Source organism: Marinobacter sp. F4216, from assembly GCF_019931195.1.
GTDB classification, from domain to species: Bacteria; Pseudomonadota; Gammaproteobacteria; order Pseudomonadales; family Oleiphilaceae; genus Marinobacter; species Marinobacter suaedae.
Genome location: NZ_JAIOUO010000001.1, coordinates 87086 through 105253, shown reverse-complemented (window position 1 = coordinate 105253; position 18168 = coordinate 87086). Strand labels below are relative to the sequence as shown.

The 18168-nt window shown below is 58.2% G+C and carries 18 protein-coding genes; 8 read left to right on the top strand and 10 right to left on the bottom strand.

All coding sequences use genetic code 11. The features are described 5' to 3' along the window. The first annotated feature begins 358 nt into the window (after positions 1-358). The 4 genes from K8I84_RS00510 to K8I84_RS00495 all read left to right on the top strand — a co-directional run bounded on the left by K8I84_RS00510 (position 359) and on the right by K8I84_RS00495 (position 6722). Positions 359-1573 carry a serine hydrolase domain-containing protein gene (locus K8I84_RS00510; protein ID WP_223792765.1) on the top strand — a complete coding sequence of 405 codons (1215 nt, stop codon included), beginning with the start codon at positions 359-361 and terminating at the stop codon, positions 1571-1573. A gap of 79 nt (positions 1574-1652) precedes the next feature. After that, a complete protein-coding gene (locus K8I84_RS00505) occupies positions 1653-2930 on the top strand; it encodes an O-acetylhomoserine aminocarboxypropyltransferase/cysteine synthase family protein (RefSeq protein WP_223792764.1) in 1278 nt (425 codons plus the stop codon). 130 nt (positions 2931-3060) lie between these two features. After that, entirely contained in the window at positions 3061-4110 is a 1050-nt protein-coding gene (gene lipA, locus K8I84_RS00500; protein ID WP_223792763.1) for a lipoyl synthase, read from the top strand. Between the two features lie 95 nt (positions 4111-4205). After that, complete coding sequence (locus tag K8I84_RS00495; protein ID WP_223792762.1) at positions 4206-6722, top strand: efflux RND transporter permease subunit; 2517 nt, start codon at positions 4206-4208, stop codon at positions 6720-6722. Positions 6723-6784: 62 nt separating this feature from the next. Here K8I84_RS00495 and K8I84_RS00490 read toward each other — a convergent pair whose 3' ends face one another. Further along, positions 6785-7228 carry a Spy/CpxP family protein refolding chaperone gene (locus K8I84_RS00490; RefSeq protein WP_223792761.1) on the bottom strand — a complete coding sequence of 148 codons (444 nt, stop codon included), beginning with the start codon at positions 7226-7228 and terminating at the stop codon, positions 6785-6787. A gap of 251 nt (positions 7229-7479) precedes the next feature. Here K8I84_RS00490 and ylqF point away from each other — a divergent pair, with 251 nt between their 5' ends. Beyond that, a complete protein-coding gene (gene ylqF / locus K8I84_RS00485) occupies positions 7480-8418 on the top strand; it encodes a ribosome biogenesis GTPase YlqF (RefSeq protein ID WP_223792760.1) in 939 nt (312 codons plus the stop codon). Here the strand turns inward: ylqF and K8I84_RS00480 are convergent. Both K8I84_RS00480 and K8I84_RS00475 read right to left on the bottom strand, forming a co-directional pair. Then, positions 8381-9157 (bottom strand): helix-turn-helix domain-containing protein, encoded by a 777-nt coding sequence (locus K8I84_RS00480; protein ID WP_223792759.1) that lies wholly within the window; start codon positions 9155-9157, stop codon positions 8381-8383. The two genes, ylqF and K8I84_RS00480, sit on opposite strands and share 38 nt — an antisense overlap. A gap of 70 nt (positions 9158-9227) precedes the next feature. Next, the gene (locus K8I84_RS00475; RefSeq protein ID WP_223792758.1) at positions 9228-9749 is read right to left on the bottom strand and encodes a DUF962 domain-containing protein; all 522 of its coding nucleotides are present in this window, start codon (positions 9747-9749) and stop codon (positions 9228-9230) included. A 214-nt stretch (positions 9750-9963) separates the two neighbouring features. Here K8I84_RS00475 and fabB point away from each other — a divergent pair, with 214 nt between their 5' ends. Both fabB and fnr read left to right on the top strand, forming a co-directional pair. Beyond that, on the top strand, positions 9964-11178 hold the full coding sequence (gene fabB, locus K8I84_RS00470; RefSeq protein ID WP_223792757.1) for a beta-ketoacyl-ACP synthase I: 1215 nt from the start codon (positions 9964-9966) through the stop codon (positions 11176-11178). A gap of 129 nt (positions 11179-11307) precedes the next feature. Beyond that, positions 11308-12054 carry a fumarate/nitrate reduction transcriptional regulator Fnr gene (gene fnr, locus K8I84_RS00465; RefSeq protein WP_223792756.1) on the top strand — a complete coding sequence of 249 codons (747 nt, stop codon included), beginning with the start codon at positions 11308-11310 and terminating at the stop codon, positions 12052-12054. Positions 12055-12066: 12 nt separating this feature from the next. Here fnr and K8I84_RS00460 read toward each other — a convergent pair whose 3' ends face one another. Next, on the bottom strand, positions 12067-12942 hold the full coding sequence (locus K8I84_RS00460) for an SDR family oxidoreductase (protein WP_223792755.1): 876 nt from the start codon (positions 12940-12942) through the stop codon (positions 12067-12069). 156 nt (positions 12943-13098) lie between these two features. Here K8I84_RS00460 and K8I84_RS00455 point away from each other — a divergent pair, with 156 nt between their 5' ends. Beyond that, positions 13099-13455, top strand: a complete 357-nt coding sequence (locus K8I84_RS00455) for a hypothetical protein (protein ID WP_223792754.1) — start codon at positions 13099-13101, stop codon at positions 13453-13455. A 12-nt stretch (positions 13456-13467) separates the two neighbouring features. Here the strand turns inward: K8I84_RS00455 and alr are convergent, their stop codons facing one another. The 6 genes from alr to rpsF all read right to left on the bottom strand — a co-directional run bounded on the left by alr (position 13468) and on the right by rpsF (position 18160). Next, positions 13468-14544, bottom strand: a complete 1077-nt coding sequence (gene alr, locus K8I84_RS00450; protein WP_223792753.1) for an alanine racemase — start codon at positions 14542-14544, stop codon at positions 13468-13470. Further along, positions 14544-15950 carry a replicative DNA helicase gene (gene dnaB / locus K8I84_RS00445; protein WP_223792752.1) on the bottom strand — a complete coding sequence of 469 codons (1407 nt, stop codon included), beginning with the start codon at positions 15948-15950 and terminating at the stop codon, positions 14544-14546. The genes alr and dnaB overlap by 1 nt, the downstream gene beginning before the upstream one ends. Before the next feature lie 177 nt (positions 15951-16127). Then, positions 16128-16574 (bottom strand): 50S ribosomal protein L9, encoded by a 447-nt coding sequence (rplI, locus tag K8I84_RS00440; RefSeq protein WP_223792751.1) that lies wholly within the window; start codon positions 16572-16574, stop codon positions 16128-16130. Between the two features lie 20 nt (positions 16575-16594). Continuing rightward, positions 16595-17461 carry a hypothetical protein gene (locus tag K8I84_RS00435; RefSeq protein ID WP_223792750.1) on the bottom strand — a complete coding sequence of 289 codons (867 nt, stop codon included), beginning with the start codon at positions 17459-17461 and terminating at the stop codon, positions 16595-16597. A gap of 25 nt (positions 17462-17486) precedes the next feature. After that, the gene (rpsR, locus tag K8I84_RS00430) at positions 17487-17717 is read right to left on the bottom strand and encodes a 30S ribosomal protein S18 (RefSeq protein ID WP_206645447.1); all 231 of its coding nucleotides are present in this window, start codon (positions 17715-17717) and stop codon (positions 17487-17489) included. Between the two features lie 26 nt (positions 17718-17743). Beyond that, positions 17744-18160, bottom strand: coding sequence for a 30S ribosomal protein S6 (gene rpsF / locus K8I84_RS00425; protein ID WP_223792749.1), 417 nt, complete (start codon positions 18158-18160; stop codon positions 17744-17746). Positions 18161-18168 lie beyond the last annotated feature (8 nt).

Sequence of the window (18168 nt, the reverse complement as noted above, 5' to 3'; positions counted from 1 at the left end):
CGGTTCCGGTTCACCCGGAAAAGGCATTCTCGGCTCGCCCGGCGACGGAGCAGCCCTGGGAGGAGGAGCCGTATCCGGGTCCTCCTTGAACGTCGTTTCGCTCTCGGTACAGCCAAACCCGAATGTGACCAGCACCCACAAAGAGGTCCTGAACAGCGGTTTGGTTTTCATTGCTCGGCTTCCTTGATCTCGCCAGGCGCGGGACATCTTTGTCCCCGGGTAATCTAGCAGTATAGGAAATACGTGACGTACCGCACGTTTTTCGCGACAGATAACCCCCGAAAAAGTGACGGTGACATCCCCCCTTCTCCCCGCATCGACATTGGCATAAGCTCCCTACTCTGCCGAGGAGAACCGTATGTCTGCCGATGAAGATGTCGCTGGCTTTTCAGTCGAGCGCCTTGAACGCATTGCCGCTTATCTGGATCACCATTACCTGCAACCGGGCAAGCTTCCTTGTGCCGTCACGCTGGTGGCCCGCCACGGGAAAGCAGTATGGCAACGCGCGCAGGGCTGGATGGATGTAGAGCGCCAGAGACCCCTGGCTGATGATACGATTTTCCGGATCTACTCGATGACCAAGCCGGTCACCTCCATTGCCATGATGCAGCTTTATGAGAGAGGCCTGTTCAAGCTGGACGATCCCGTGCACCGTTATATTCCGGGGTGGCAGCGTCTGGAAGTCTACGACAACGGGCACTGGCCCGATTTCCAGACCCGTTCTCTCAGCAAGCCGATGACCATTCGGGATCTGATGACCCATACTTCCGGGCTGACCTATGGCTTCCTGGAGCAAACGCCGGTAGATGCCGCGTATCGTCGTCTGAAGCTGGATGGCAGCGGCACCCTGACGCTGGACAAGCTGATCCAGCGCCTGACCGATCTGCCACTGGAGTTCTCACCCGGTACTGCCTGGAATTACTCGGTATCCACCGATGTGCTGGGTTACCTGGTCCAGCAACTATCCGGCCAGTCGCTGGCTGACTATTTCCAGCAGCACATTTTTCGCCCACTGGGCATGGACGACACCGGTTTTCATGTTCCACCAGAGAAACGATCGCGCCTTGCCGCCTGCTACCTGCACCAACCGGGTGACCAGATGAAGCTGCAGGACGACCCGGAGCGCTCCCGCTACTTGCGCGAACCCCGTTTCCTGTCCGGGGGCGGGGGACTGGTGTCCACCCTGGACGACTACCACGCTTTCGCCCAGGCTCTGTGCCAGGGCGGTGAATACCGCGGGCGCCGTATCATCCGCCGTGACACCCTGGATCTGATGCGCCAGAACCACCTGCCGGACAATAAAGACATCCCGGCACTGTCGATCGCTCCATTCAGTGAATCATCCCGAATTGGCAATGGTTTTGGGCTCGGCTTTGCCGTCAGAATTGCCGAATCGCCCCACTCAACCGCGGGCTCCATTGGCGAGTTTGGCTGGGGAGGTCTGGCAGGCACCTATTTCCAGGTTGACCCAGCCAACGAACTGGTCCTAATTTTTATGACACAGTTGATGCCTTCGTCGGCCTACCCGGTTCGGGAGGAAGTCCGCAAACTGGTATACGACGCAATGATCTGACCGGTAACTTACCGGACACGATTCAATCCAGAAAGGAATTACCCAACAACACCAACAACCAACCTGCAAGGACGTTGCAATGAAACTCGAAACGCTCGCTCTGCACGCCGGATTCAATGGCGATCCCACGACTCATGCGGCCACCACGCCCATCTACCAGACCACATCGTTCACCTTTGACAATACCCAGCATGGGGCTGACCTCTTCGACCTGAAAGTCCCGGGCAACATCTATTCGCGCATCATGAATCCAACCAATGCGGTGCTGGAAGAACGGATGACACAACTGGAAGGTGGCGTCGGCGCACTCGCACTGGCCTCGGGCATGGCCGCCATCACCTACTCCCTGCAGACGATCTGTAAGGTTGGTAACAACATCGTCAGCACCAGCCAGCTGTATGGTGGCACCTACAATCTGTTCGCCCATTCATTGCCCAACCAGGGCATTGAGTGTCGCATGGTGCCCCACGATGACTTCGACGCGGTGGAAAAGGCGATCGATGAGAACACTCGCGCCCTGTTCTGCGAGTCCATCGGTAATCCGGCGGGCAACATCGTCGACATTCAGCGCTGGGCCGAGATCGCCCACCGCCACGGCATTCCCCTGATGGTGGACAACACCGTCGCAACCCCCTTCCTGTGTCGCCCCATCGAGTACGGTGCAGATATCGTCATCCACTCGCTGACCAAGTACATCGGTGGGCACGGAACGACCGTGGCGGGCATCGTCGTGGATTCCGGCAAGTTCGACTGGAAAGCCAGCGCCGACAAGTTCCCGATGCTGAACGAGCCGGATCCGTCCTACCACGGCGTGGTGTACACCGAAGCCCTTGGCCCTGCCGCCTTCATTGGCCGATGCCGGGTCGTCCCCCTGCGCAACACCGGTGCGGCCCTGTCACCGTTCAATGCCTTCCTGATCATGCAGGGGCTTGAAACCCTGTCTCTCCGTATGGAGCGCCACTGCCAGAATGCCGAGACAGTTGCCAGCTTCCTGGAACAGCACGAGGCGGTTGAGTGGGTCAATTATGCAGCCTTGCCGAACAGCCCCTACAAAGCCACCTGTGACAAGATCTGTGGCGGCAAGGCCTCTGGCATCCTGAGCTTTGGCATTCGGGGCGGGCTGGAAGCCGGTGCAAAATTCATTGATGCCCTGCAGCTGATTTACCGTCTGGTGAACATCGGCGATGCGAAATCCCTGGCCTGCCACCCGGCGAGCACTACCCACCGCCAGCTGGGGCCGGATGAGTTGCGCAGCGCCGGCGTCAGTGAGGACCTTGTCCGGCTGTCCATTGGCCTTGAACATGTGGACGACATCATCGCGGACATCACTCAGGCACTGGCGGCTTCCCAGGCCTGACCCAGACACCGGGTACGACCAATGTCGTGCCCGGTCGATCCCCGTGATTGCCCGTACCCGCCTTGTATCTCCGGGGGCCGGACATTACTCTTAAATGCCCCGCAAGCCTCAACAAAAGAGTCCGGTTGGAATGAGCGACAGCGCAAAACCCCGCATTACCAGTGGTTCCAAATTTCGCAGTGAGCACGGCTTTTCTGCCATCAAGGATGGTGTGAAGCGATCCTCCGGCGACAACTCCGAGAACCGCCCGCTGGAACGCAAGCCAAAGTGGCTGCGGGCCCGCATGCCCGGCGGGGAGCGCTATGAAGCCGTTCGTCGCAACGTTCAGGAACACCGACTGAGTACCGTTTGCCAGGAATCCCATTGCCCCAATATCGGCGAGTGCTGGACCGCGGGCACCGCCACCATCATGGTGATGGGATCGGTCTGTACCCGGGCCTGCAAGTTCTGCGCTGTCGACACCGGGAATCCCAAGGGGTGGCTGGATCACGAAGAGCCCGAGAACACGGCCAAGTCGGTCGAACTGATGGGGCTTCGCTACATCGTGCTCACCTCCGTCGACCGTGACGACCTTGCCGATGGCGGTGCCAGCCACTACGCCGCCTGCGTGGCGGCCATCAAACAGCGCACACCCGAAGTGGCGGTCGAAGCACTGACCCCCGATTTCGACGCGGTAATGTCGGACGTCGAGAAAGTGGTGGATTCAGGACTCGACGTCTTCGCCCAGAATGTCGAAACCGTGGATCGGCTGACCCATCGCGTCCGCGACCCGCGCGCTGGCTACCAGAAAACCCTGAGTGTTCTGAAACACGCCAAGGAATACCGCCCGGACATCCTGACCAAGACCAGCCTGATGCTGGGCCTGGGCGAAACCGAGGAAGAAATCCTGCAAACCATGGACGACCTGCGTGCCATTGGCGTGGATATCCTTACTCTGGGCCAGTACCTTCGCCCGACACCCAACCACCTGCCGGTTGAGCGTTACGTCACCCCCGAGGAGTTCAACCGGTACCGGGAAATCGGTCTGGAAAAAGGTTTCATGGAAGTGCCGTCCGGCCCCATGGTCCGCTCCAGTTATCGGGCCGACAAGGTGTTCGACAAGAACAACCTTGGCCTGGCGGTGCCAGACGTTCCTGCGTCGGCCAATGCGATGCAAATTCCTGTCAAATCCCTCGACTGACGCCCACGGATCGCCGATAACCCGCCCCGAAAGGTCACAGTTTACCGGCATTTATGGCAAACTCTGCGCTCGTTTTTGCGCAGAGTTGTCCATCCATGAACCGGCTTTCCAATCTGTATAATCGCCTGATACTGCCACACCCGCTGATGGTGCTGGCCGCCCTCGCCCTTCTCTTGGGCCTGGCAGCCCTTCGTTTTGACCAGTTCCGCCTCGATGCTTCGGCCGAATCCCTGGTTCTGGAGAACGACCGATCACTGGAACAGTACCGTCAGGTGAACCGGCGTTTTACCACCTCCGACGATTTCCTGGTGGTTACCTACACGCCCCACGACACGCTTTTCTCCGAGCAGGGTCTGTCGGATCTGCGCGGTCTGCGGGACGAACTTCAGGCACTGGACGCCGTTGGCTCGACCAACAGCATCCTCAATGTGCCACTGCTCCACAGCCCGGACCTGACGCTGGACACCGCCGACTCGGAAATCAAAACCCTGGACGAGCATGACGTTCCGCCTGAAACCGCGCGCGGTGCCCTCCTCAACAACCCGCTGTACCCCAACCTGCTGATCAGCGAGGACGGTCAGACCACCGCCATTCAGGTCAATCTGCCCACTCCAGAGAAATACTTTGAATTACTGAACGAACGCAATCGACTGCGTGACCTCTTGGCCGCCGGCGATGCAAGCGCCGAGCAACAGACTCAATACGAAAGGGCGCGGGACGCTTTTATCGGTTATACCGAGCAACTCGGAAAGGAGCGGGACGCCACCATTAATCGCGTTCGAGACATTCTCGACCAGCATCGCCACAAGGCTGATATTCACCTTGGCGGTGTACCCATGGTGGTTTCGGACATGATCCGGTTTATCCAGAACGACCTGTCCACCTTCGGTCTGGGCGTTCTGGTGTTCCTGTTGGTGACGCTGGCGATCATCTTCCGCCAGTGGCGCTGGGTGCTGGTGCCCCTGCTGTGCTGCAGCTTTACCGTGTGGTTGATGATTGGCTTCCTGGGCTGGGCACAGTGGCCGGTGACGGTGATTTCCTCAAATTTCGTCGCCCTGCTGCTGATCATGACCCTGTCACTGACCATCCACCTGATCGTGCGCTACCGGGAGTTCCAGCACGACGAACCGGAAGCCGCCGCCCGCGATACGCTCCGCAAGACCGTGTATGCCATGGTCAAACCCTGTTTCTACATGGCAATCACCACCATTGTGGCGTTTGGTTCCCTGACCTTCAGCGGTATCCGCCCGGTCATTGATTTTGGCTGGATGATGACCCTCGGCCTCGCCGTGGCCTTCCTGATCACCTTCGTGGTCTTCCCGGCGCTTCTGGCGTTGCTACCGCCGCCTCTTGACAAGCGGGTGACCTCCGACCGAATTCCCTTTACCGATGCTTTCGCCCGCTTCACTGAACGGTTTGGCTCCCTGGTGCTCGTGGGATCGATGGTCATCGCGGTGCTGTGTGTGATCGGTATCAGCCGACTGACCGTGGAAAACAGCTTCGTCGATTACTTCAAGTCATCGACGGAAATCCACCAGGGCATGGTGACCATCGATAACCGGCTGGGCGGCACCACGCCGCTGGATGTGGTGATTACCGACGACCTGCCGCCTGAAGACGCGGCCGTGGATGGCGACCCCTTTGCCAGCAGTTGCGATCCGTTTGTCGACGATTGTGGCGGCGCCGAGGAGTACCGGGACACCTGGTACACCTATCAGAAAATGAGTCGGCTGGAGAAGGTCCACAGTTATCTGGAGAGCCTGCCGGAAACCGGCAAGGTGCTGTCCATCGACACCACTCTCGCGATTCTGGCCAGGATCAATCAGGGCGAACCTCTGGACGCGCTGGAACTTGCGTTTGTACCGGCGGCCGTGCCGGATGATCTCAAGGATATCCTGCTCACGCCCTACATTTCCGAAGAACACGACCAGGCCCGTTTCAGCATCCGTATCCTGGAAACCATGCCAGATCTCCGGCGCCAGGCGCTGCTGGATCGCATCAGAGAGCACCTGACTACAGAGCTGGACTTCGAGGATGACCAGGTGCTCTTCACCGGCATGACGGTGATGTACAACAATATGCTGCAAAGCCTGTTCGACTCCCAGATCAAGACCATTGGTGTGGTGCTGCTGGCCATTCTGGTGATGTTCCTGCTGCTGTTCCGGTCGCTGAAGCTGGCGCTGGTGGGTATTGCCCCCAACCTCATTGCCGCCGGATCGGTCCTGGGGCTGATGGGTTGGCTGGGCATTCCGCTGGATATGATGACCATCACCGTCGCGGCCATCACCGTGGGCATTGCCGTCGACGACACCATCCACTATATCCACCGGTTCCGTGTGGAAATCCGCAAGGACGGTGACTACCTGGCCGCCATGCATCGCTGCCATCGCAGCATCGGCCAGGCGATGTTCTACACCTCCCTGACGATCATCTCGGGCTTCTCCATCCTGGTGCTGTCAAACTTTATTCCGACCATCTACTTTGGCCTGTTCACCGGCTTCGCCATGTTCATGGCACTGGTTGGCGCACTGACATTGCTGCCGCGCCTGATTGTCCTGACCAAACCCTTCGGTCCGGAAGGCAGTTCCAGCAACACCCAGACTGCCAACTGACACAAAAAAGGCCGCATCAAATGATGCGGCCTTTTCATTTCAACGATACAGGCAGAGCCGTATTACTGCCCCGGCTGCTGCATCATCTGACGCTGTTGTTGCATCTGCTGTTGCATCTGCTTCATCCGGCGGTCCAGTTCGTCACGCTGCTCATCAGTGAACACGCTGTCTACTTTGGCCTGCATCAGGGTCGACAATGCAGCGATTTCACCAGTCAGCTCGCCCAGCTCCTCGGCACTTTCACGAATCGTGGCTTCATCGTAGTCGGCCTTGATTTCGGCCTGCAGTGCTTGCTGTAGTGTCCGGGCTTCCTGCTGAAGCTCGCCAATCTGCCCCTGCATCTCGTCAATAATGCCGCGGATCTCTGTTTGCTGGTCATCCGACAACCCTACCAGCTGCGCCAGCTGATCTACCTGGTCGGGCTGACCAGCCGGGGCCTGCGCAGCTACCGGCGCTGACAAAGACAGAGCGATGAGTGCCGAACCAATCAATTTACCGAGCTTCATAAACTTCTCCGTTAATAGGGTGGCCTAACTCACGAGACCACAAACATGTATTTTTCTCGTCACAGGTCGTACACCCTAAAACATCCGGGCCCGCCTTTGCATCCCATTCCTGCCCCTTTGTGGTGGATTTCTCGTATGAATTTCCGTTTGGCGCTGCCCGGGTGACTCACACCCGGGCAGCCTTCAACAAGTGAAAAACTGGCCATTCCCCTTCATAATGGCGCCGTTCAATCATCGGCGGAGTAGCAATCATGGCAATTAACTGGTTTCCCGGGCATATGCACAAGGCCCGCAAGGAGATCAAACAGGTCATGCCCCAGATGGATCTGATCATCGAAGTGCTCGATGCCCGGATACCGTTCAGCAGCGAAAATCCGCTGGTGCCGGCCCTGCGTGGAGACAAACCCGTCATCAAGGTTCTGAACAAGCGCGACCTGGCGGATCCGGAGATCACAGAACGCTGGCAGACCTGGCTTGAGCGCGAGCGGGGGGTTCGCACCATCACCCTCACCCACAACCAGCGCCACGAAGCCCTCGGCATCCTTGAGCTGGCCCAGGAGATGACGCCCGACCATGATCTGCAGAAAAGCGCCCTTCGGGTAATGATTCTGGGCATTCCGAATGTCGGGAAATCCACCATCATAAACACACTGGCTGGCCGCCCGGTGGCAAAAACCGGCAACGAGCCGGCCGTTACCCGGGCCCAACAGGCCATCAAGCTGCCGGATAACATCCTTTTGTACGACACCCCGGGTTTTCTCTGGCCCAAGCTGTCGCCGGAGGCCAGTGGTTACCGGCTTGCCGTCAGCGGTGCCATTCGCAGCGCCGTGCTGGATTTCGAAGACATTGCCCTGTTTGAAGCAGACTACCTCATACAGGCATACCCAGAGCTCGTGCAGGCGCGCTACGGAGTGAATCCATTGCCGGAAGACGGACTTGGACTCATGGATGCCATCGCAGCCAAACGGCGCTTTTTCGGTCGAGGTGGCATACCGGACCTGCACAAGGTATCGGAAGTGCTGCTGAACGAATTTCGCAGCGGCACATTAGGCCAGATTTCGCTGGAAACACCAGAGATGGTGGAACAGGAGCTTGCTGAGGCCGAACGCGAAGCCGCTGAAAAAGCCGCCCAGAAAGCTGCTCAGAAGGATGTTAAGAGGAAGAAGAAAGACCGCACCGGCAAACGTTAAACCAGCCGGTGGTCACGTATTCGGATGGCAGGGCATCGAACATGTCACGGGCCGTTCGTACAAAATGGGGCTGGTCGTAGAATCCCGCGTCCAGGGCGAGCTGGGACACGGTTTTTCCCCGCTCCCAGTGGGCCAATACCTGGTTCACCTTCAGGTGCAACAGAAACCGGCGCAGGGGAACGCCCACCTGCTGCCGAAATAAATGGCTGAGCCGCGACGGTGACAGCCCCACCGAAGCCGCCAGTGAAGCCACCTGAATTCTTTCAGGCAACTCGGCCCTCAGTAATCCACACACCTGTTGAACCCGGTCATCCAGTGGTTCGGGCCTCTCGCCCAATGCCTGCAGGATATTCAGCAGAGCCTCATGCACCCCGGCACAGCCCATGTCCGCGATGCTATCCAACTCCTCTACTGAGTGGGAGACCTCAACCCAACTCCGCTCCTCAAGCAAATGACACAGCGAACGCCAGTAACGGCTGTCCGGGTCCAGCTGGGCGCACCACATTCGGGTATCGCCTGGCTCCAGGGACTGCTCCACATCCGGTGCGACGAGCGCAGCGCGCGTCATTCGCCAGTGGCCATCCACGCGGATACGGAAACACCCATCCAGCCCCACCAGCCAGGACGCACTGATGTGCCGGTGCGGTCGATTGGGCATCAGGCGCCCGACCACGTGCCAGTGATCGGGCCATAGAAACAGGGTGCCGTGGGGCGATTGCTGCATAACCAAGCCAGTCATAAATTTCGTTGTCTGCCCGAAGCATACCGCAGGCCGGCGCAATCGCCATCCGCTACCAGCAAACCGTCAATTAATGGTTCTGGGCTGGTGTGTTGCCACCGGTACCCTGGGCGTGGGGCACGGGAATCCCCAGCTTGGCCGCAAATTCAACACTGACGAAAATCGGGCCAATCAGCAGAAACACCAGGTCTTCCACGAAGGACGGCTTCTTACCCTCGACCTTGTGGCCGTATACCTGAACGACCCAGGCCAGCACCCAGATAATAAGACTGGTCCAGAACAGCGACCATCCCGCGGCCTTCACACTCAGGATTGCCCAGACGGACACCGCAAACCAGCCCACCATCAGCAGGAATACCCAGAACGACAATCGCAGGTACAGAATGCCGGAGAGCACGCCCAGCAGGGTGGCGCCGTTTACCCATTCCGCCGCTGCCCCACTCAGGCCGAGCCAGCTACCAATGGGCACCAGCCATAGCAGGCCCAGAGTCGAGATAAGAATGGCGGGTACGCAGACAATATGAATCCACTGATTGAGTGGATTCTGGTGGCTGTCTCCGTAGTCACTCAAAAATTGCTGCAACGAACGCATGTCAATTCTCCTTGTTGTTGTTCCATCAGATACCGTCACTTTACCAGTAGATAAACTCTCGGACTTGTACGAAACAGCTATGGCTCGGAAACCAGCGCGAACGGCCGTCTCTTACCAAGGTCAAATATCCCCCGGAGCACCCAGGGCCTACACTGTCCCCTATTCCACGATTTCAACCGCCCCGATGCATTAAACGGGGCAACAGGAGGAGCATATGAGACGCGTTGTCGTCACCGGCATGGGCATCGTGTCCTGTCTTGGAAACAGCCTGGAGGAGGTTGTTGAGAGCCTGAAACACGGACGGTCCGGCATCGGTTTCAATCAGACCTACGCCGACAAGGGGTTTCGCAGCCAGGTTTCCGGTTCACCGGACATCGACATATCCGTTATCGACCGGAAGATACGGCGCTTCATGGGGCCATCCGCCATGTACAGCTACCTGGCCATGGAACAGGCCATCGCCCAGGCCGGCCTGACCGACGAGTTGATTTCCAACGACCGGACCGGGCTCATTGCCGGTTCCGGCGGCGCCTCCTGTTCCAGCCAGGTGGAAGCCACCGACACAATGCGGGAGAAAGGCGTCAAACGTATCGGCCCGTATATGGTGCCGCGCATCATGACCAGCACCGTATCGGCGTGCCTGGCCACGGCCTACAAGATCCGGGGTGTGAACTATTCCATGTCCTCGGCCTGCGCCACCAGCGCCCACTGCATCGGCCACGCCATGGAACAGATCCAGGCCGGCAAGCAGGACATCGTGTTTGCAGGCGGCGGTGAGGAAGAAGACTGGAGCCTGACCATGATGTTCGACGCCATGGGCGCACTTTCCACCAAGTACAACGACGCCCCTGAGACAGCCTCCCGCCCGTTCGACGGCGGGCGCGATGGTTTCGTGATCGCCGGCGGCGGCGGGATGATGGTATTGGAGGAACTGGAGCACGCCCGCAAACGCGGTGCAACGATTCTGGCGGAGCTGACCGGCTATGGTGCAACGTCAGATGGCTACGACATGGTCGCCCCCTCCGGCGAGGGTGCCCAGCGCTGCATGCAGCAGGCAATGGCCACCATTCGCGGCAAGGTGCAGTACATCAATGCCCACGGCACCAGTACCCCAGTGGGGGATGTGGCGGAAATGGGCGCATTGCGAAACACCTTTGGCGATGATGTGCCCGCCGTCTCCTCAACCAAGTCCCTTTCCGGGCATTCCCTGGGCGCCGCGGGCGTACACGAAGCCATCTATTCGCTATTGATGCTGCAGCACGGATTCATTGCCGGAACCGCCAATCTGCAGAATCTGGATGAAAAGATTCAGGGGCTGCCTATCGTGGGGCCCGAGTCCCGGGAGGCCGATCTTTCCACCGTGATGTCGAACAGTTTCGGGTTCGGAGGCACCAACGCCACCCTGGTGTTCGAAAAACTGATGGACTGAATCTTCGGAGGCACCAGCCGGGCCTGTGTCTCACGGCCCGGCAATACGTCAGTCCAACGATTGGCAAAGACACCGTTACGTATTAAGGTACGGGTTTGTCAGGGATAAGAACGAACGGATCGTCTCGCTATGGCCCAACCTATCCGGCTCCATCGGACCTCCTCATCACTCAAAGCCTCATGTCACCAGTGCAGTCTCAGCAATCTGTGCCTGCCTCTGGCTGTGGAAGAAAATGAGCTTGATCGGCTGGAAGACATTGTCCAGCAAGGGCGCATTTTCAATCGTGGTGAGCACATCTTTGATCAGAGCACGCCGTTCCGCGCCTGTTTTGCAGTGCGCAGCGGGTCCGTCAAGACCTCCATCATCACTGAAAGCGGCGAAGAACAGATTACCGGGTTCTTCATGCCGGGCGAACTGGTCGGGCTCGACAGCATGAGCCACGAGACCTATGCCTGCACCGCACGGGCCCTTGAACGCACCAGTATCTGCGAGTTTCCGGTTGATAAGCTGGAAGAGCTGACCGGCAAAATGCCGGAACTTCAGCACCACATGTATCACCTGATGAGCCAGGAAATCCAGAACGGCCATCAGCTGGCCATGTTGCTGAGCAAGAATACGGCTGAGGAGCGCATCGCCGCTTTGCTGCTGTCCCTGTCCTCCCGTTTTGAGCGTCGTCGGATGTCAGGCACCCACTTCAGCCTGCCGATGGCTCGCAGTGATATTGCCAATTTCCTGGGCCTTGCCGTGGAAACGGTGAGCCGGGTCTTCACGAGGTTTCAGAACCAGGGACTGATCAAGGCGCGAGGCCGGGACCTGGAACTGCTGGATGTGGATGCTCTGCAACTGGTGGCTCGCGATTCTACCCGGCAGGACTGACGGCCGGCCTGGTTAGTTGGCCGGCACCCTTTCCGCTTTCGTTGCAGGCTCTGTCAGCATGGCGGCTTCGTCCGCCAGAAACGACCGCCAGGGCTGCTGCTTGATGCCAAAGGTATTACGGATTTTGGTGCAGATTAACGTGGTATTGAGCGGTTCTAGCTGAGCCCAATCCGGCACGTCATCCACGACCCTTGTGCTCTCCGGGATACCGGGCAAACCCACAATCACCTGTCCCAGTTCGTACAGATTCACCTCTTCGGCACCTGCATACTGGTAGGTCCCCCAAACCTCAGCGCCGCAATCGAGCTGAAGAATGACAGCAGCCATCACCCGGGCCAGATCGGCCACGGCAACCGGCAATCCCCGGCAGCGACCCGGCATGGACAACGCATTCCCGGCAGAGGCGCTCGCCTGAACCTTGCGAATAAACCGCGACAGACTCCACCCGGTACGCAAGATAATGTGCCTCGGCAACAGCGTGCGCAGAGCCTGTTCACACTCCCACTGCCAGTTACCCAATTCATTGAAAGGCTGCCCCGGGTTCGAGGTGATGTAGCCCCTCTGCTTGCGACCATCGAAGACATAACACGAGGACAACTGGAACAGGGCAATGTCCCGGTCCCGGGCACATTCGGCCAATGCCACTGGCAGGGAAAAGGCAGCCTTGTGGGTGTCTTCCGGATCTTTCTGGGCATCCTCCGGATCCACCAGCCAGAGTGCGTTGACGATCAGGTCGGTGTCTTCCGGAACCCAGCTCTGTACCGCTTGCAGATCGGCGCTGGCCGGGTCACTGACCAGCAGTGGAGTCACCTGCAACGGAGTGTTGCGCAGGCGTTCGAGCAGCAACGTCCCGAGTGGACCATAATCATGAACAACAAGTACGTGCACGACGAATTAACGCCTCCAGACTATTACAGATATGACGGCAGCCCCGAAAAGGTCAGCCAATGGCTTCTTGAAGCCGAGGCATACAATAACAGCTTGTCCGGGCTACCGGCAGTTTATATCGTTATCTTCACTTATGAGTAAGTAACAGGAAACAAGATGCTGAAACAACAGAGCCACATTGTGGCGCCGATTCCGGATGAACTACGCACCCGAGCTCTGTACACCGTCAGCCAGCTCCGCAGCCGGGGCAAGGCCGACAAGGAAGCCATCGATCAGCTTTACTCCCTGATCGTCGAACTGACCGAGAACGGGCTCGACTTCTTCTTCATCGAACCGCTGCGCCGCCTGAGAGCGGGCAGCATGATGATGGGCATGGCCAACATGGGCATCGGCAGCATGCTGAAAGGCAGCAAGATGGTGGTCCACAAAGTGCTCAAGAAGCTCGACGACAGAAGCCTGGCGGCCATTCTCGATTTCATTGAAGAAATCATTCACGAACCCGAACAGGCCTGATTAAAGCGTCTGCTATTGATACAGCCTGGGAACCCGGGCTGTAATGCCGGTCAGCAACTCGTAGGCAATGGTTTCGGCACAGCGCGCGACGTCATCCACACTGACGTTTGGACCCCAAAGTTCCACCGTGTCGCCCTCGGCAGCATCCGGTGCCCCACTCAGATCCACCGCCAGCATATCCATCGAGACCCGTCCAATCAGGCGGATTTTCTGCCCCCGAATGGCCGCCGGAGTGTCGGTGCCGGCATGCCGGGGATAGCCATCCCCATACCCGATACTGACCATACCCATTCGCATGTCACGATCGGCAATAAAACTGGCCCCATAGCCAACGCTTTCACCCTTGCAGAGGGTACGCGTGGAAATGAGCGGCGCCTCGAGGGTCATCACTGGCTTGAGCCCGAGCTCGGGGCCAGTTTTAGCCGCCATGGGTGAGCTGCCATACAGCATGATCCCTGGCCGGCTCCAGTCAAACAAAGGCTGACCCGGGATAAAATGCGCGCCGGAGTTACCCACACTTCTCATGTAATCCGGCCAGGGCGCTGTTGCGTCCACGAAACTGGCGGTCTGCTGGGCGGTCATCGAACTCGACTCATCGTCGGCGCAGGCAAAATGGGTGACAAAGCCCAACAAACTTTTGTTTGCGCCAATGGCCTCCAATCGCCCCATCACATCAGCCAGCCCTCGCGGCGCATAGCCGAGACGGTTCATGCCGCTGTTTACTTTCAACCAGAAGGGGCCGCGAGAGACGCTTTTTTCGAGCCAGCCAAGTTGCTGCTCACTGTGCAGGACCGGCTCAAAGCCTTGCTCAGCGCAACGCTCGATGTCGCCAAATTCATGAGGCCCCTGCAACAGAACCACCGGCAGGGTATGCCCGGCACTGCGAATTGCCTGCGCCTCCTGCAGGCTGGCCACCGCAAATTTTGGCGCCAGATCAGCCAGCGCAGAGGCGACCTGAACAATCCCGTGCCCGTAACCGTCCGCCTTGATCACGGCCATGGCTTGAGCAGAACCGGCCCGTTCCGACGCCAATTGATAGTTGTAGCGCAGGGAGTCCAAGTGAATTCGTGCAACAGTACTTCGCGGCATTAATACTCTCCGTCAAAATCGCCATAATCACCGTGTGCCAGGTCTTCGAACTTGGTGTACTTACCAATGAAGGCCAGGCGAACCGTACCAATAGGGCCATTACGCTGCTTACCAATGATGATTTCAGCAATGCCTTTGTCCGGCGTGTCTTCGTTGTAGACTTCATCCCGGTATACGAACATGATGACGTCCGCATCCTGCTCGATCGCCCCGGATTCACGAAGGTCCGAGTTTACCGGACGCTTGTTCGGGCGTTGCTCCAGACTCCGGTTGAGCTGCGACAGAGCCACTACCGGGCAATTCAATTCCTTCGCGATACCCTTGAGCGAGCGCGAGATTTCGGAAATTTCCGCCGTCCGGCCTTCGGTATTGCCCGGCACCCGCATCAGCTGCAGGTAGTCCACCATGATCAGGCCCATCTTGCCGTCATTTTCCCGGGCAACACGACGGGCGCGGGAACGCATTTCAGTCGGACTCAGTCCCGGGGTGTCATCGATGTACAGGGGCTTATCCTTCAACAGGCTCACTGCCGATGTCAGCCGGGGCCAGTCGTCTTCTTCGAGCTTACCGCTTCGCACCTTGGTCTGATCAATACGACCGAGCGACGACAGCATCCGCATGGCCAGAGAATCCGCGGGCATTTCCATACTGAACACAAGAACCGGCGTGCCCGTACTGATCAGAGAGTTCTCTACCAGGTTCATGGAAAACGTGGTCTTACCCATGGAGGGACGACCCGCCACGATGATCAGATCCGCCGGCTGCATACCGGATGTCTTTTCATCCAGATCCCGGAAACCGGTCGTCAGCCCCGTGGTTTGTTCGCCGGATTCAAACAATTCCTCGATACGACTCAGGGCCTTGGTCAGGATCGGGTTGATCGTCTGTGGTCCCGTGCCCTGTTTGTTACGGGACTCGGCAATCTGGAACACACTCCGTTCTGCCTCATCCAGTACCTCATCACTGGTGCGCCCCTGTGGATTGAACGCAGAGTCTGCGATAGTCCCGGACACCTCGACCAGCTGACGGAGCACCGACCGCTCGCGCACGATAGTGGCGTAGGCCTTGATGTTAGCCGCACCCGGAGTTTTCTCGGCCAGCTCCGCAAGATACGAAAGTCCGCCGGCGTCTTCGATATCACCCGCGCGCTCCAGAAACTCGGCCAGGGTAACAACATCCAGGGGCTCACTTTCGCTGGCGAGACGTTCGACGGCACCGAAAATCAGGCGATGATCCTGACGGTAAAAATCCTCGGCGGAAATCAGTTCCGAGACCTCATCGAATCGCCGGTTATCCAGCATGAGACCGCCCAGGACCGCCTGCTCCGCCTCAACAGAATGCGGCGGCACTTTCACACGACTGGTTTCAAGATCAGTAGTAGAGGATTTCAGATTGGACTTGGCCATAACGACGTCTTCAGTTTGATACCACGAAGCTGACAGTTTACGGGCTGGGCTTCGATTTTGGGAGTGCTTGTTTTTGCCATGATACATACAAAAACGGGCCCGGAGCCATTGACGGCCCGGGCCCGTTTACATCAAGCCAGGCCGGAAGATTCCGGCCCGCCAGAGGGACGTTGACGATTACTCGGCAACGACCGCCAGCTTGATGGTCACTTCAACATCAGAGTGCAGCTGAAGGTCGATGTCGTACTCACCAGTAACCCGCAGCGGGCCTTCCGGCAGACGCACTTCGCTCTTCTCTACCTCGGTACCACCGGCAGTCACCGCATCCGCGATGTCACGCACACCGATAGAACCAAACAGCTTGCCTTCATCACCCGCTTTGGAAGTGATGGTGAAGGACGCACCTTCCAGAGCCTCTGCGCGAGCCTGGGCAGCGGCCAGCTTCTCAGCGGCAGCCTTTTCCAGCTCTGCACGACGCTCTTCAAACGCCTTCACGTTCTCTGCGGTAGCAGGAACGGCTTTGCCATAAGGAAGCAGGAAATTACGACCGTAACCGGCCTTAACCTTAACCTTGTCACCCAGTGAGCCAAGGTTTGCAACTTTCTCGAGCAGAATAACTTCCATCTCGTTAACCTCTTCGTGCTTTATTCAGCCGGTCCGGAAGGCTTGATGCGCCCCCGAAAATCCAGCCAGCTATCCACAAAAGCCAAAAACACCAACAGAATCATCAGACTTGGCCCCAACAGAACCAGAGCGATGTAAAACATCACCAGCCATTGGCCACTCAGCTGCTTACGTCCCACGAAACCATGCACCAATGCCACGCCAGCAATAAATAGCGGTGTACCCGCTACCCAGACCAGCAACATGGCGTTAAGCCCGAGCATCGGGCCAACCACCATGACGACCGCACAGCCCACCGCAATGGCAGGTGACAATCGCAGGGCATGGAATTCCTCTCGGAATCCGCCGGGGTTATACAGCCCGGCTTGCCAAGCCCTCGCCAGCATTGTCATGGCAATACCCGTTGCCAGGTACGTGCCCGCCATGCTGGCGTTCATGGTCTCCCGAACGACTTTTTCGAGGTTATCCCCGAGTGTCTGGGCGACCTGGGCATTGTAGTCTTCGTAAAAACTGACCCCGGCGCGGACCAGTTCGTCCAGCAATCCGGGATACACCACAGGCAACAACAGGCCCGTGATGATGGCCAGAAAGCTCCCCGCAAGCAGGGCTCTTTCCCAGGACAGCGTGGTTCTGAGCACCGACGCCATCAGCATTACCTGAAGCAGCACAGCCAGAGCCGTTGGGTCCTGCCCAAACCAGCTCCAGCCCAGCGCCGGAAGCAATGCCCAGAGGCCAATATTGAACCCCTGGCTGATGCCAAGCCTGAGAATCACCAGACCGACAACAGCTGCGCCAATCCAGAACAGCAAAGGCAACGCCGTCGTTATGACGGCTACCCCGCTGGCCTGCAGGGGACCTCGCATTACATACTGCGCGAGTGCACGCATGGTCCCAAGTCCTGTCTATCTGTTATTAGTGATCGTGGCTGTCCGAGTACGGCAGCAGTGCCAGGTAGCGGGCACGCTTGATAGCGGTAGCCAGCTGACGCTGATAACGTGCTTTGGTGCCGGTGATGCGGCTGGGCACGATTTTGCCGGTTTCAGTGATGTAGCCTTTCAGGGTGTCCAGATCTTTGTAATCGATCTCTTTAACACCTTCTGCCGTGAAACGGCAGAACTTACGACGTCTGAAAAAACGAGCCATAACGGTAACTCCTCAACTCCGATTAATTACTCTTCTTCGTCCTGGGTTTCAGCTTTACGGCGATCTTCGCCTTCAGCTGAACGACGCGGACGATCCTCTCCACCGCCACGACGGTCTTCACGGGACTCGGCAGCTTTCATCGGAGACAGGTCGGTAACTGCTTCATCACGACGCAGAATCAGGTCGCGGATGATGGCATCGTTGAACCGGAAGTTGTGAGTCAGCTCGTCCATAGCGGCCTTTGAACATTCAATGTTCATGAGCACGTAATGAGCTTTATGAATCTTGTTGATCGGGTAAGCCAGGTGACGACGGCCCCAATCTTCCAGGCGGTGAACCTGACCGCCATCTTCACTGATAATACTGGTGTAACGCTCGATCATCGCGGGCACCTGCTCGCTCTGATCCGGGTGCACCATAAATACGATTTCGTAGTGACGCATGAGTTCTC

Excerpts from the sequence above, each read along its gene's own strand:
- rpsR (WP_206645447.1), bottom strand. The coding sequence starts at position 17,717 with ATGGCTCGTTTTTTCAGACGTCGTAAGTTCTGCCGTTTCACGGCAGAA.
- K8I84_RS00490 (WP_223792761.1), bottom strand. The coding sequence starts at position 7,228 with ATGAAGCTCGGTAAATTGATTGGTTCGGCACTCATCGCTCTGTCTTTG.
- K8I84_RS00505 (WP_223792764.1), top strand. The coding sequence starts at position 1,653 with ATGAAACTCGAAACGCTCGCTCTGCACGCCGGATTCAATGGCGATCCC.
- fnr (WP_223792756.1), top strand. The coding sequence starts at position 11,308 with ATGGCCCAACCTATCCGGCTCCATCGGACCTCCTCATCACTCAAAGCC.
- ylqF (WP_223792760.1), top strand. The coding sequence starts at position 7,480 with ATGGCAATTAACTGGTTTCCCGGGCATATGCACAAGGCCCGCAAGGAG.
- K8I84_RS00435 (WP_223792750.1), bottom strand. The coding sequence starts at position 17,461 with ATGCGTGCACTCGCGCAGTATGTAATGCGAGGTCCCCTGCAGGCCAGC.
- fabB (WP_223792757.1), top strand. The coding sequence starts at position 9,964 with ATGAGACGCGTTGTCGTCACCGGCATGGGCATCGTGTCCTGTCTTGGA.
- K8I84_RS00495 (WP_223792762.1), top strand. The coding sequence starts at position 4,206 with ATGAACCGGCTTTCCAATCTGTATAATCGCCTGATACTGCCACACCCG.
- K8I84_RS00480 (WP_223792759.1), bottom strand. The coding sequence starts at position 9,157 with ATGACTGGCTTGGTTATGCAGCAATCGCCCCACGGCACCCTGTTTCTA.
- K8I84_RS00510 (WP_223792765.1), top strand. The coding sequence starts at position 359 with ATGTCTGCCGATGAAGATGTCGCTGGCTTTTCAGTCGAGCGCCTTGAA.
- alr (WP_223792753.1), bottom strand. The coding sequence starts at position 14,544 with ATGCCGCGAAGTACTGTTGCACGAATTCACTTGGACTCCCTGCGCTAC.
- dnaB (WP_223792752.1), bottom strand. The coding sequence starts at position 15,950 with ATGGCCAAGTCCAATCTGAAATCCTCTACTACTGATCTTGAAACCAGT.
- lipA (WP_223792763.1), top strand. The coding sequence starts at position 3,061 with ATGAGCGACAGCGCAAAACCCCGCATTACCAGTGGTTCCAAATTTCGC.
- K8I84_RS00475 (WP_223792758.1), bottom strand. The coding sequence starts at position 9,749 with ATGCGTTCGTTGCAGCAATTTTTGAGTGACTACGGAGACAGCCACCAG.
- rpsF (WP_223792749.1), bottom strand. The coding sequence starts at position 18,160 with ATGCGTCACTACGAAATCGTATTTATGGTGCACCCGGATCAGAGCGAG.
- rplI (WP_223792751.1), bottom strand. The coding sequence starts at position 16,574 with ATGGAAGTTATTCTGCTCGAGAAAGTTGCAAACCTTGGCTCACTGGGT.
- K8I84_RS00455 (WP_223792754.1), top strand. The coding sequence starts at position 13,099 with ATGCTGAAACAACAGAGCCACATTGTGGCGCCGATTCCGGATGAACTA.